Origin of the sequence: Aeromonas sp. FDAARGOS 1402 (genome assembly GCF_019046925.1) — a bacterium.
Taxonomy (GTDB): Bacteria; Pseudomonadota; Gammaproteobacteria; order Enterobacterales; family Aeromonadaceae; genus Aeromonas; species Aeromonas caviae.
Window position 1 is genome coordinate 4,079,732 of sequence record NZ_CP077201.1, and the last position, 12,642, is coordinate 4,092,373.

The following is a 12,642-nucleotide window of genomic DNA, read 5'->3' on the forward strand; positions in this document are numbered from 1 at the left end:
CTTACTCTCCTTTCGCTGCCAGCAGGGCGATGGCGGCATCGACCGAGACGGTCTGTTGCTCGGCCTGGCCACGCAGATATTTGATGGTGATCTCCCCGCTTTGCACCTCGGTCTCCCCAAGGATCAGGGCAATGGCCGCGCCGCTCTTGTCGGCACGCTTGAGTTGTTTCTTGAAATTGCCGCCGCCGCAGTGACTCATGAGGCGCAAGTCCGGCAGGGCATCGCGCAGGCGCTCTGCCAGGGCAAAGCCAGCCTGCTCGGTCCCCTCACCCACCATGCAGAGATAGACATCCACCGCCGGGCGGATGTCAGCATTGAGTTCGAGGGTTTCAAGCATCAGTACCAGACGCTCCATGCCCATGGCGAAACCCACCGCCGGGGTCGGCTGGCCACCGAGCTGCTCCACCAGGCCGTCGTAGCGACCACCGGCACAGACGGTGCCCTGGGCCCCCAGGCTGTTGGTCACCCACTCGAACACGGTCAGGTTGTAGTAGTCGAGGCCGCGCACCAGACGCTCGTTCACCTCGAACTGCATGCCGGCCGCCGTGAGCAGGCGCTTGAGCCCTTCGAAGTGAGCCAGGCTCTCTTCGCCCAGGTGGTCGAACAGACGGGGGGCACCCACCAGGATGGCCTGCACTTTTTCGTCCTTGGAGTCGAGCACCCGCAGGGGGTTGCTGTACATGCGGCGCTGGCTCTCTTCGTCCAGCTCGCTCTTGTACTGTTCCAGATAGGCGACCAGGGCATCGCGATAGGCGGCACGTTCGCTGCTCTGACCGAGGGTGTTGAGCTGCAGGGTCACGTGATCGCCGATGCCGAACAGACGCCACAGGCGGTGGGTCAGCATGATGAGCTCGGCATCGATGTCCGGCCCGTTGATGCCGAACAGCTCGACCCCGAACTGGTGGAACTGGCGATAACGGCCCTTCTGGGGACGCTCGTGGCGGAACATGGGGCCCATGTACCACATCCGGCGTTCCTGGTTGTAAAGCAGACCGTGCTCGATGCCGGCACGCACGCAACTGGCGGTCCCTTCCGGACGCAGGCTCAGGCTGTCGCCGTTGCGGTCTTCAAAGGTGTACATCTCTTTTTCGACCACGTCGGTCACTTCACCGATGGCACGCTTGAACAGATGGGTCTGCTCGACGATGGGCATGCGCACTTCGCTGTAGCCATAGCTGGCCACGACCTGGCGCAGGATCTGTTCTACTTTCTGCCATACCGGGCTCTGCTCCGGCAGGCAATCATTCATACCGCGAATAGCTTGGATCTGTTTTGCCACGTTGATACTCGAGAAAAAGAGGTAAAATTTGGCCGCATTATAGGGATTTTCGACCCCGAGGTAAAATCGGGTGCCCGGATGCGGGATGTAAAATCAACAACCTAAAGCCGGGGCCACCCCAGGTGGCCCCGTCATGGTTCAACCTTTGTCCACCTGGATCTGGTTGGCCGGATCCAGCATGGCGGCCCGGGCACGGATGCGACGCTCCAGGGTCGGGATCAAATCCTTGTTGTCGAGCCGGTCGACCCGCTGGCCCCCCTCGTAGAAGGCACTCTTGTTGGCGGCGCCCGCAAGGCCGAGATCGGAAACCAGCGCCTCCCCCGGACCGTTCACCACACAGCCGATGATGGAGACATCCATCGGGGTGATGATGTCTTCGAGCCGCTCTTCCAGGGCATTGACCGTGCCGATGACGTCGAACTCCTGACGGGAGCAGGAGGGACAGGCGATGAAGTTGATGCCGCGGGAACGGATGCGCAGGGATTTGAGGATGTCGAAGCCCACCTTCACCTCTTCCACCGGATCGGCGGCCAGGGAGATGCGCAGGGTGTCGCCAATCCCTTCGCTCAGCAACATGCCAAGGCCGATGGCGGACTTGACCGCGCCGGCGCGAAAACCGCCCGCTTCCGTGATGCCCAGATGCAGGGGTTGATCGATCTGCTTGGCCAGCAGGCGATAGGCTCCGACCGCCAGGAAGACATCGGACGCCTTGACGCTCACTTTGAAGTTCTGGAAGTCGAGGCGATCCAGGTAATCCACGTGGCGCATGGCGGACTCCAGCAGCGCCTCCGGGGTCGGCTCGCCGTATTTCTCCTGGAGATCACGCTCAAGGGAACCGCCGTTGACGCCGATGCGGATGGGGATGTTGTAGTGACGGGCACAGTCCACCACGGCGCGCACCCGCTCCTCGTTGCCGATGTTGCCCGGGTTGATGCGCAGGCAGTCGGCCCCGTACTCGGCCACTTTGAGGGCGATGCGGTAGTCGAAGTGGATGTCGGCCACGATGGGGATGCGGGTCTGCTGCTTGATGAGCTTGAACGCTTCCGCCGCCTCCATGGTGGGGACGGAGACCCGGACGATGTCGGCGCCGACCCGCTCGATCCGCTGGATCTGCTCGACGGTAGCGGCCACGTCCGTGGTCTTGGTGTTGGTCATGGTCTGTACCGTGATGGGGGCATCGCCCCCAACCGGCACGTTGCCGACCATGATCTGTCTGGATTTGCGACGAACGATGGGTGATTCGTGTGCGGGCTTTTCGTGAACAGACATGGCGGACTGATTACTCCTGCGGCAGTGAGAAGCGGGCAGTCCGGCCGTTGTTGTAACGGCTCATGTCGAAGGACTTGCCCTGATATTCGAGATTGACCGCCATGGGCGCGCCAATGATGAATCTGAGTGGCTCGGGTCCTTCCAGTACCAGTTCGTCGTTCGCCTTCTTCAGACCGCTGAACAGGGTCTTGCCGTTGGCATCCTTGACGTCCAGCCAGCAATCGGCGGTGAAGCTCATCTTGAGCTGGGGCGCCTTGGCGGGCTCGGTGGTCGTGCTCTCGGCAGTCGAGACCGCACCGGAAACGTCCGTCGGGACGGCTGCGCTGGCATCCGTAGCGACCACAGGCAGAGTCGCGGTTGCACCGCTCACCACAACCTGGGTGGACACGGCATCGGACGCTGCTGGCAGCACGGGAGCGGCGACCTCCACGGCGGGGGCAACATTCGCTTCCGGCGTATTGACAGTCGCGCCCATCTCGGTCGCCGCCAGGGCGTCGTCACCGGCGGAGCGGCGCGCCGTGCTCTGCCACCACCAGGCGACGGAGAGCCCGATCAGCACCAGGATCACAAGCCAGGTCACTACCTTGAGCCGGCTGTCATTGGCCTGCTGTCGGGAGCGACGGGAGAAGCTCTGCATGTCGATGTTGTCGGGGGGAGTCAGTCCCAGCTTTTCGTAGGCGGCGAGGATGGTCTCCTCGGGGATGCCCACGAGCTTGGCATAGGCCCGCAGATAGCCACGAATGAAGGTATGGGACGTGTGCTTGTCATAGGTATCCGCTTCGATGGCGGCGATCAGGGTCAGACGAAGGTGAATGCGGGACGCAACCTGTTCCCGGGTCCAGCCGAGCTGTTCACGGGCGTTGCGCAGCAGCTGGCCTGGGCCAACTGCCTGGGAGTCGTCTTGGAAATCGTGTGGCTGTTCAGTAGTCATTGGCTAAGTAACGCTTGGCTTGTTGCGAAGTGGGATATTGCCTTACCAGCTCAGTCCCGAATTGGTGAAGTAATGCCGGTTTGTCCATGGCCTGGGCCAGCCGCAGCCGGAGCCAGAGGCTCTCCTCGTTCTCCTCTGCCACGTCGGCAAAGCGCACGAGGTAAGACTGGACATCAGGAAGCTTGCCATCTTTCATGGAAAGCTCGGCCATGTCCAGCAATAACCTAGGATTGCGGGGATTATACCCCAAGGCCAGACGATAATACTCGCTGGCCTTGTCATTTCTGTGATTTTGCATCGAGCAGAGCGCCGCATTCTCGTAGGTATCGGCGATCTTCACGTAATCGGGCTGGCTGACGGCCTGCAAGAACGCCTTTTCCGCTTCGTCGAAGCGGCCACGGTTGCAGAGGAAGGCGCCATAGTTGTTCATCGCGTCAGCATTGGACGGATCCATGGCCAGCGCTTTCTTGTAGCTCGCCTCGGCGGCCTTGAAATCCGACACCTGCTGGTAGAAATAGGCAAAACCGATGTAGACCTGAGGATTGTTGGGATCGTACTGAAGGGCGCGGTCGAGGTTGAATTTGGCCTGCTCGGCATTGCCCTGGCGCAGATACTGGATACCCAGATCGAGACGAGTCTGGGCGGCGGCCTTGAGGTCGGGGCCCACTTCACGTTGGGTCGAATTCTGGCCAGCGTAAGTGGTCTCTGTGACACAGCCTGGCAGCGCACAGAGCGCTGCCACTACGATCAATGTACGGATATCCATTTCCTGTCTATACAATGGCTTAGGAGTTAAACCATTTTGACGGAAATCCCATCCTGTTGCATCCGATTTTTCATGGTGCGCTTGGTGCGGTCAATCACCTCCCCCACCAGCTGCCCACAGGCGGCGTCGATGTCGTCACCGCGGGTCTTGCGCACGATGACGGTCAGGCCGTATTCCATCAGCACCTTGGAGAAACGGTCGATACGGCTGTTGCTCGGCTTGCCAAACGGGTTGCCCGGGAAGGGGTTGAACGGGATCAGGTTGATCTTGCAAGGGGTTTCCTTGAGGACCTTGGCCAGCTCATGGGCATGCTGCATGTCGTCGTTGATGTGGTCGAGCAGCACATACTCCACGGTCACCCGGCCGCCGTTGGCGTTGGACTTGGCCAGATAGCGGCGTACACCGGCAAGGAAGGACTCGATGTTGTACTTGTCGTTGATCGGCATGATCTCGGAACGCAACTGGTCGTTCGGCGCATGCAGAGAGATGGCCAGGGCAACGTCGATCTGGTCCCCCAGCATATCCAGCGCCGGCACCACACCGGAGGTGGAGAGAGTGACGCGGCGCTTGGAGATGCTGAAGCCGAAGTCATCCATCATCAGCTTCATGGCCGGTACCACGTTGGCGAGGTTGAGCAGCGGCTCACCCATGCCCATCATCACCACGTTGGTGATGGGGCGCTTGCCGCCCACCACTTTGGCGGCACGCCACACCTGGCCGATGATCTCGGAGACTTTCAGGTTGCGGTTGAACCCTTGCTGGGCGGTGGAGCAGAAGGTACAGGCCAGGGCGCAGCCCACCTGGGAGGAGACGCACAGGGTCGCGCGGTCCGCTTCCGGAATGTAGACGGTCTCCACCTCCTGATCGCCCACCTGCAGCGCCCATTTGATGGTGCCATCGGCGGAGCGCTGTTCACGGCTGATCTCGGGGGCACGGATCTCGGCAATGGCCTTGAGCCGCTCGCGCAGCGCCTTGTTGACGTTGCTCATCTGATCGAAATCATCACAACCGAAGTGATAGATCCACTTCATTATCTGGTCTGCCCGGAACGGCTTCTCGCCCAACTCGACGAAGAAGGCACGCATGGCATCCCGGTCGAGATCCAGCAGGTTGGTTTTTGTTTCGCTCATCAGGGGCCTCAGCTCACACACTTCATAAATTATCGGCTGACCTACGTCAGGGGGCGGCATTGTACAAATAATGGGTCTGGCTTTCCACCTGGAGAATAAGTGGATATTGGCAGGATGACCAAAAAACAAAAGGGAGCCGAAGCTCCCTTGGTCACCAGCAGACAACATCAGCCGCGCGGGCAGATCTCGTCGTCGGAGAAGAAGTAGGCGATTTCACGGGCGGCAGAGGCCGGGGCATCGGAGCCGTGGACGGCGTTGCGATCGATGCTCTCGGCGTAGCAGGCGCGCAGGGTGCCGGCCAGCGCCTCTTTCGGGTTGGTGGCGCCCATGATTTCACGGTGACGGCGGATGGCGTCTTCACCTTCCAGCACCTGTACCATGACGGGGCCAGAGGTCATGAAACCGACCAGAGCATCATAAAACGGCTTGCCCTGGTGCTCGGCGTAGAAACCGGCGGCCTGTTCGCTGGTCAGGTGCAGCATCTTGGCGGCAACCACTTTCAGACCGGCGCTTTCGAAGCGGCTGTAAATGGCACCAATCAGGTTCTTGCTGACCGCATCCGGCTTGACGATGGAGAAGGTACGTTCGATAGCCATTGAGTTCTTTCCTTAACTACAGAGTTTTATTGTAGGAATCCATGTTCGGCGGCGATTATACGTAAACAAAAAACGAAATAACACACAAAAAATCAACTTTTTGTTAAACAAAAGAATCCTTGAAACAACATGGTGACTCATCTTGTGCCAGGGCAGAGAGAAAAAATGTGCGCTTGCGCACGATCGGCATGCTAATGCCTCAAAACCGTATCAATTGCTCAGCAAAGCAGCACTGGAAAGGGCACCCTGAGGTGCCCTTGTGATGCCGCTCACTGACTCAGCGCGTCTCCGCCAGCAGGGTATGGGCGATGGTGCGCATCCCCAGGGTATTGGCCCCGGGCGCCCACAGACTGTCGCCGTTTTCGCTGAAGCAGGCGGCGAGATCGACATGCAGCCAGCCTCTTCCCTCATCAGGGACAAAGCGGGAGAGGAAGCCTGCCGCATTGGAGGCCCCCCCCGGTCCGCCGCCCGGCACGGGGCGGCTGTTGGCGGTGTCGGCATAGTGGGACGGGCACTGCTGGCGATGCCAGGGCTCCAGCGGCAGCGGCCATGCTGGCTCCTGCTCCGCATCCGAATAGGCCATGGCGCGGCTCACCAGCCCCTTGTCCAGTCCAAACAGGGCGTTATAACGCCCCCCCAGCGCCATCACGGCCGCCCCGGTGAGGGTGGCAGCGTCGATGATGAGCGGCGCACCAGACTCGCCGGCCAGTTGCAAGCCGTCGGCCAGGATCAGACGCCCTTCGGCGTCGGTATTGACCACCTCCACCGTGGTGCCGTTCTTGTAGGTGAGGATGTCACCCAGCTTGTAGGCATGGCCGGATACCAGGTTCTCGGCACAGCAGAGGATAAGCTTCACCCGCTTGTCGAGGCCACGCAGAATGGCCAGCGCCAGCGCGCCGGTGACGATGGCGGCACCGCCCATGTCGTGTTTCATGGTCAGCATGCCCTGGGAGGTCTTCATGGAGTAGCCGCCGGAATCGAAGGTGATCCCCTTGCCCACCAGGGCGGCCGCTACCGGCGCCTTGGGATCCTTGCCCGGATTAAAATCCAGCTCCAGCATCACGGGCTCGCGGTCACTGCCACGACCCACTTGATAGAGACCGACCCAGCCCGCCTGTTGCAGCGCCTCTCCCTTGAGGATGCGATGGCTGATCCGGTCCGGTGCCAGCTCGGTGAGGAAGGCAGCGGCTTCGACCGCCAGCTCCAGCGGCCCCAGCTGCTCCGGAGTGGCGTTGGTCATCTCCCGCACCCAGCGCCCGCACAGCCAGCGCGCCTCCAGCTCCTCCCTGTCCTCCTCGGACGAAGTGGCCCACTGCAACCCCACTTCCGCCTTGGGCGTCTGCAGCCCTTGGGCAAAAGCCCACTGCTGCTCCCGCTCCCAGTGGCCAGCCAGGACAACCTGCTGGATCCCCTGGCTGCACAGGCGCCGCGCCGCCTGCTGGATATCCAGCAAGGGAGTGGCGCTCACCAGATGGATCACCATGCCGTCGGCACGGTGGGAGAGCAGTGCCCCCTCCCCCCACTCGGCCGGTGCAAACTCTCGGCTCAACCAGACGTTCATGCGCACACCTCCTGCAACCAGCGGGCAATCGTGCGAAGACCATGGCCCTTGGCACCGGTCGCCCAGAGATCATTGCCCGACTTCTGATAGGAAGCGGCCAGGTCCAGGTGCACCCAGCCCTTGCCTTCGTCACGGACAAAGCGCGACAGGAAAGCCGCTGCGGTGGTGGCACCGGCAGTGCCTTCGGCGGACGCCACGTTGCCCAGCTCGGCAAAGGCCGAGGTGAGCTGGCCTGCGTGCCAGGGTTCGAGCGGCAGCGGCCAGGCCTTCTCGTTTTCGGCGTTGGCGGCAGCCAGCGCGCGCACCTGCTCCGCCTCATCGAGGGCAAACACGGCATTGTAGTCGCGGCCCAGCGCTGTCTTGGCGGCGCCGGTCAGGGTGGCAGCGTCGAGGATGTAGGCAGCCCCGCTTTCGCTCGCAGCCAGCAGGCCGTCTGCCAGCACCAGGCGACCTTCCGCATCGGTGTTCTGGATCTCGACCGAGATGCCGTTGCGATAGGTGAGGATGTCGCCGAGCTTGAAGGCGTGGCCGGAGACCAGGTTCTCGGCGCAGCAGAGGATGAGCTTGACCCGCTTGTTCAGGCCACGGCTGATGGCCAGCGCCAGGGCGCCGGTCACCATGGCGGCGCCGCCCATGTCGGACTTCATCGGCAGCATGTTGTCGGAGGACTTCATGGAGTAGCCGCCGGAATCGAAGGTGATCCCCTTGCCCACCAGCGCCGCGACCACGGGGGCGTTGGCATCCCCGGTCGGGTTGTAGTCGAGCTCCAGCAGCACCGGCTCGCGCTCGCTGCCACGGCCCACCGACCAGATCCCGATATGACCCGATTCACGCAAGGCTTCGCCAGCGGTGATGCGGGCGGTCACCTTGTCACCGCCGAGGCTGCGAATGAGCAGCAGAGCGGACTCCGCCAGGCTCATGGGGTAGATGGCTTCCGGGCAGCCGTTGGTCACCTCGCGCACCCAGTGGGTCGCTTTGAGCAAAGCCGCCAGCTCGGCAGCCTCCTGGTCGCTCTGCTCGCCGAAGTCGAGCTCGCGAACCCCCTTGGCGGCATAGAAGCCCTGGGCAAAGGCGTAACGACGCTCCCCATTCCACCCCTCGCCCACCAGCTTGATGCGCTTGATGCCGCTCGACTCGAGGCGTCTGGCCCCGCGCTGGATGGCGCGCAGCGCCTCCTTCTCCTGGCCAGCGGCCAGATGGAGATGGGCCTCGTCCCCGTTGAAACTGAGCAGGGCACCCTCGCCCCACTGGGCGGCGGCAGCCTGGGACGACAACCTTACGTTCATCATGTCAGCCATGTTCTCTTGCTTCCTTTTTATTGGCACTTTCATCAACGAATAGGGAAATCACGGGCACAAAAAAGGCCGCTCCCTCAAGGGTCACGGCCTTCACCATATCATTACTGCACCATGAGATGCTGCACGCGCAATTCACTCATGTGTAATTATGGGGTCATCAGTGGCGCTCGGACGCCAGATTCAGGGTGTACTTGGGCAGTTCCACCACCAGATCCTCGTCCGCCAGTCTGGCCTGGCAGCTGAGACGGGATTCCGGCTCCAGCCCCCACGCCTTGTCCAGCATGTCGTCTTCCAGCTCGTCGCTCGGCTCGAGGGAGTCGAACCCTTCCCGCACCACGCAGTGGCAGGTAGTACAAGCACAGGACTTCTCGCAAGCGTGCTCGATCTCGATGCCGTTGCGCAGCGCGATATCCAGAATGGTTTCACCGGTCGCACCTTCGAGGGCCGCGCCGTCCGGACAGAGCTCGGGATGGGGCAGAATAATCAGTTTTGGCATATCACACCTTGTTGACGTTTTGTCCGGTCAGCACCTTGCGGATGGAGGCATCCATCCGGCGGGCTGCAAATTCGCCACTGGCAGCGTCCGCCGCCTCGATGGCCTCTTTGATCTGGTTGGTGGTGCCCGTGCTGCGCATGGTCAGCAGATGGGCGATGGCGGCATCCAGCTCGGCCCGCTCGGCGGGGCTCAATAAAGCCTCGCCATCGGCGGCCAGGGCGGCGTTGAGGCTCTCGACCACCCGGTCGGCCTCGACCTGCTGCTCCGCCAGCATGCGGGCGTCCATGTCCTGCTGGGCATTGGCGATGGAGGCGCTCAGCATGTTGAGGATGTCATCCTCACCCAGTCCATAGGAGGGCTTGACCTGGATCTCGGCCTGCACGCCGGAGGATTTCTCCATGGCGCTGACCGACAGCAGACCGTCCGCATCCACCTGGAAGGTAACGCGAATGTGGGCCGCCCCCGCCGCCATGGGCGGAATGCCGGTCAGGGTGAAGCGGGCCAGGGAGCGGCAATCGGCCACCAGCTCGCGCTCTCCCTGCACCACGTGGATGGCCATTGCGGTCTGGCCATCCTTGAAGGTGGTGAACTCCTGGGCGCGGGCCACCGGAATGGTGGTATTGCGCGGGATCACCTTCTCGGCGAGGCCGCCCATGGTCTCAAGACCGAGGGAAAGCGGGATGACGTCCAGCAGCAGCATCTCGGCGTCGGGCTTGTTGCCCACCAGGATGTCGGCCTGGATGGCGGCACCGATGGCCACCACCTTGTCAGGGTCAATGCTGGTCAAGGGGGTGCGGCCGAAGAACTCGCCCACCCGCTCGCGCACCAGCGGCACCCGGGTCGAGCCACCGACCATCACCACTTCCAGCACCTCTTCCTGCTCGAGACCCGCATCGCGCAGGGCGCGCCGACAGGCCTGCAGGGTGCGCTTGACCAGGGGCTGGATCAGCTCGTCAAACTGGCTGCGGGTGACGGTACCCTGCCAGCCGGCAAAGGTGCAGGAAACGGCATCGGCATCGGTGAGGCCGTGCTTGATGCTGGCCGCCGCATCCAGCAACTCGCGCTGGGTACGGGCATCGAGCTGACCGGACAACCCGGCTTGCTCTTTGAGCCAGTCCGCCAGCAGATGGTCAAAATCGTCACCACCGAGTGCCGAGTCGCCACCGGTGGCCATCACCTCAAACACCCCGCGATGCAGGCGCAGGATGGAGATATCGAAGGTGCCGCCACCCAGGTCATAGACGGCGATCACCCCTTCCTGGCCGGAGTCGAGGCCATAGGCGATGGCCGCCGCCGTGGGTTCGTTGAGCAACCGCAGTACATGCAGACCGGCCAGTCTGGCCGCGTCCTTGGTGCCCTGACGCTGGGCATCGTCAAAATAGGCGGGCACCGTGATGACCACGCCGTCGAGGTCTCCCCCGAGGGACGCGGCACCGCGCTCGGCCAGTTTTTTCAGGATCTCGGCCGAGACCTGCACCGGGTTGACCAGCCCCTGGCGGGTCTGCAACTGGGGCATGCCCGTCTCGGTAGCCACGAACTCGTAAGGCTGCTGGCGGGTATCGATATCGGCCAGCCCCTTGCCCATCATCCGCTTGACCGAGACGATGGTGTTGTGCGGATCGAGGGCCGCCTCACGCTTGGCATCGAAGCCAACCCGGATGGTATCGGCCTGGTAATGGACCACGGAAGGCAGCAGATCACGCCCCTGCTCGTCACAGAGGGTGTCGGCCTGGCCGCTGCGCACGGCGGCGACCAGGGAGTTGGTGGTGCCAAGATCGATGCCGACGGCACGTTTATGCTGGTGAGGCGCGGCGCTCTGGCCTGGCTCGGCAATTTGCAGTAATGCCATGGGTAATCACAATTCCTGCGTTAGAGGGTCAAGACTCGAACAGCGAGTCTTCGAATCGTTCCAGCTCCTCGAGGAGCTTGTCGACAAATTTGAGCTTGCGAACGCAATCCGCCGCCTGCAGATCCTCACCCCTGGTGAGAGAGTCGGTCAGCCGTTGCATCAACGCCTGGTGATCATGCCTGATCTCCTGGCGAAAATCCTTGATGGCCCCCTCAGGGTCGGCGTCGCCCTTGAGATCAGCCAGCCGCTCTCGCCACTCCAGCTGTTGCATCAGAAAGGCGGGATCTTGCAGTGTCTGCTGCTCGCCGCGAATATCTGTGCCCCGCAAGGAGAGCAGGTACTCGGCTCGGCGCAAGGGGGCCTTGAGGGTGGTAAAGGCATCGTTGATCTGGGCAGCACGCTGCACGGCAGCCAGCTGCTCCCGCTCGGGGGCAGTCGCAAAACGATCGGGATGGAACTGGGTCTGCAGCTGACGATAGGTGTCAGCCAGTTGGCGAGTATCGAGCTCGAAGCCCTCAGCCAGCCCGAACAGCTCGAAATGATTCATCCTTCGTCCTCAGACAATAGCGCTGGGAGTGCAACCACACTCGTCTTGAACTTGAGAGCAGTGGCATGGACTGGCGTCCACACCACTGTGTTGATGAGCAAGGTGTTGATCACAAGAGACTCGCCGCAACAGGGCTCACCCTTGGGGCTACGAGGCGTTGCAAACATGGGCGATCTGTAAATCGAACCACTTACACGCTGAAGCTTTCGCCACAACCACATTCGCCCTTGGCATTCGGGTTGTTGAACTGGAAGCCCTCGTTGAGGCCTTCCTTCACGAAGTCCAGCTCGGTGCCATCCAGGTGGATCAGGCTCTTGGCATCCACGATGATCTTGACGCCTTTCTGCTCAAATACCTGATCCTCGGCAGCCAGCTCATCCACGAACTCGAGCACATAGGCAAGGCCAGAACAGCCGGTCGTCTTGACGCCGAGGCGCAGGCCGATGCCCTTGCCCCGGTTGATCATGAAGGAGGAAACCCGCGCCGCTGCGGCATCTGTCATGGTTATGGCCATACTGCTCTCCGGACCTTAAAGACCTTTCTTCTGCTTGTAATCGGCGATGGCGGCCTTGATGGCATCCTCCGCCAGAATGGAGCAGTGGATCTTCACCGGCGGCAGCGCCAGCTCTTCGGCGATGTCGGTGTTCTTGATACCGGCCGCTTCGTCCAGGGTCTTGCCCTTGACCCACTCGGTCACCAGAGAGCTGGAGGCGATGGCGGAACCACAGCCGTAGGTCTTGAATTTGGCATCTTCGATGATGCCATCGTCGCTGATCTTCAGTTGCAGCTTCATGACGTCACCACAGGCCGGTGCACCGACCATGCCGGTGGCGACGCTGGGATCGTTCTTGTCAAAACCACCGACGTTGCGGGGATTCTCGTAGTGGTCGATTACTTTTTCACTGTAAGCCATATCTAAC

13 protein-coding genes are annotated in these 12,642 nt (G+C 62.0%); all 13 read right to left on the reverse strand.

Annotated elements, in window-relative coordinates; all coding sequences use genetic code 11:
* Window position 1: 1 nt before the first annotated feature.
* Window positions 2-1,279 (reverse strand): histidine--tRNA ligase, encoded by a 1,278-nt coding sequence (gene hisS, locus I6L32_RS19140; protein ID WP_216944351.1) that lies wholly within the window; start codon window positions 1,277-1,279, stop codon window positions 2-4.
* Between the two features lie 138 nt (window positions 1,280-1,417).
* A complete protein-coding gene (gene ispG, locus I6L32_RS19145; RefSeq protein ID WP_010675049.1) occupies window positions 1,418-2,548 on the reverse strand; it encodes a flavodoxin-dependent (E)-4-hydroxy-3-methylbut-2-enyl-diphosphate synthase in 1,131 nt (376 codons plus the stop codon).
* 10 nt (window positions 2,549-2,558) lie between these two features.
* Entirely contained in the window at window positions 2,559-3,479 is a 921-nt protein-coding gene (locus I6L32_RS19150) for a RodZ domain-containing protein (protein ID WP_216944352.1), read from the reverse strand.
* Window positions 3,469-4,260, reverse strand: coding sequence for a PilW family type IVa pilus biogenesis/stability lipoprotein TapF (gene tapF, locus I6L32_RS19155; RefSeq protein ID WP_143237656.1), 792 nt, complete (start codon window positions 4,258-4,260; stop codon window positions 3,469-3,471). The genes I6L32_RS19150 and tapF overlap by 11 nt, the downstream gene beginning before the upstream one ends.
* A gap of 11 nt (window positions 4,261-4,271) precedes the next feature.
* The gene (locus I6L32_RS19160; RefSeq protein ID WP_041213014.1) at window positions 4,272-5,375 is read right to left on the reverse strand and encodes a bifunctional tRNA (adenosine(37)-C2)-methyltransferase TrmG/ribosomal RNA large subunit methyltransferase RlmN; all 1,104 of its coding nucleotides are present in this window, start codon (window positions 5,373-5,375) and stop codon (window positions 4,272-4,274) included.
* A 167-nt stretch (window positions 5,376-5,542) separates the two neighbouring features.
* Complete coding sequence (gene ndk, locus I6L32_RS19165; protein WP_039038725.1) at window positions 5,543-5,971, reverse strand: nucleoside-diphosphate kinase; 429 nt, start codon at window positions 5,969-5,971, stop codon at window positions 5,543-5,545.
* Between the two features lie 277 nt (window positions 5,972-6,248).
* Complete coding sequence (pepB, locus tag I6L32_RS19170; RefSeq protein ID WP_041213015.1) at window positions 6,249-7,532, reverse strand: aminopeptidase PepB; 1,284 nt, start codon at window positions 7,530-7,532, stop codon at window positions 6,249-6,251.
* On the reverse strand, window positions 7,529-8,830 hold the full coding sequence (gene pepB / locus I6L32_RS19175; RefSeq protein ID WP_216944353.1) for an aminopeptidase PepB: 1,302 nt from the start codon (window positions 8,828-8,830) through the stop codon (window positions 7,529-7,531). Before pepB (I6L32_RS19175) ends, pepB (I6L32_RS19170) begins: the two co-directional genes overlap by 4 nt.
* A 157-nt stretch (window positions 8,831-8,987) precedes the next feature.
* Window positions 8,988-9,326 (reverse strand): ISC system 2Fe-2S type ferredoxin, encoded by a 339-nt coding sequence (fdx, locus tag I6L32_RS19180; protein ID WP_005299781.1) that lies wholly within the window; start codon window positions 9,324-9,326, stop codon window positions 8,988-8,990.
* Between the two features lies 1 nt (window position 9,327).
* Window positions 9,328-11,175 carry a Fe-S protein assembly chaperone HscA gene (hscA, locus tag I6L32_RS19185; protein ID WP_216944354.1) on the reverse strand — a complete coding sequence of 616 codons (1,848 nt, stop codon included), beginning with the start codon at window positions 11,173-11,175 and terminating at the stop codon, window positions 9,328-9,330.
* A 28-nt stretch (window positions 11,176-11,203) separates the two neighbouring features.
* A complete protein-coding gene (gene hscB / locus I6L32_RS19190) occupies window positions 11,204-11,722 on the reverse strand; it encodes a co-chaperone HscB (protein WP_010675057.1) in 519 nt (172 codons plus the stop codon).
* 190 nt (window positions 11,723-11,912) lie between these two features.
* Window positions 11,913-12,236, reverse strand: a complete 324-nt coding sequence (gene iscA / locus I6L32_RS19195; RefSeq protein WP_010675058.1) for an iron-sulfur cluster assembly protein IscA — start codon at window positions 12,234-12,236, stop codon at window positions 11,913-11,915.
* Between the two features lie 15 nt (window positions 12,237-12,251).
* Entirely contained in the window at window positions 12,252-12,635 is a 384-nt protein-coding gene (iscU, locus tag I6L32_RS19200; RefSeq protein ID WP_010675059.1) for a Fe-S cluster assembly scaffold IscU, read from the reverse strand.
* Between the last annotated feature and the right edge of the window lie 7 nt (window positions 12,636-12,642).

Excerpts from the sequence above, each read along its gene's own strand:
- fdx (WP_005299781.1), bottom strand. The coding sequence starts at position 9,326 with ATGCCAAAACTGATTATTCTGCCCCATCCCGAGCTCTGTCCGGACGGC.
- ispG (WP_010675049.1), bottom strand. The coding sequence starts at position 2,548 with ATGTCTGTTCACGAAAAGCCCGCACACGAATCACCCATCGTTCGTCGC.
- I6L32_RS19160 (WP_041213014.1), bottom strand. The coding sequence starts at position 5,375 with ATGAGCGAAACAAAAACCAACCTGCTGGATCTCGACCGGGATGCCATG.
- hscB (WP_010675057.1), bottom strand. The coding sequence starts at position 11,722 with ATGAATCATTTCGAGCTGTTCGGGCTGGCTGAGGGCTTCGAGCTCGAT.
- hscA (WP_216944354.1), bottom strand. The coding sequence starts at position 11,175 with ATGGCATTACTGCAAATTGCCGAGCCAGGCCAGAGCGCCGCGCCTCAC.
- iscU (WP_010675059.1), bottom strand. The coding sequence starts at position 12,635 with ATGGCTTACAGTGAAAAAGTAATCGACCACTACGAGAATCCCCGCAAC.
- pepB (WP_216944353.1), bottom strand. The coding sequence starts at position 8,830 with ATGGCTGACATGATGAACGTAAGGTTGTCGTCCCAGGCTGCCGCCGCC.
- pepB (WP_041213015.1), bottom strand. The coding sequence starts at position 7,532 with ATGAACGTCTGGTTGAGCCGAGAGTTTGCACCGGCCGAGTGGGGGGAG.
- I6L32_RS19150 (WP_216944352.1), bottom strand. The coding sequence starts at position 3,479 with ATGACTACTGAACAGCCACACGATTTCCAAGACGACTCCCAGGCAGTT.
- ndk (WP_039038725.1), bottom strand. The coding sequence starts at position 5,971 with ATGGCTATCGAACGTACCTTCTCCATCGTCAAGCCGGATGCGGTCAGC.
- iscA (WP_010675058.1), bottom strand. The coding sequence starts at position 12,236 with ATGGCCATAACCATGACAGATGCCGCAGCGGCGCGGGTTTCCTCCTTC.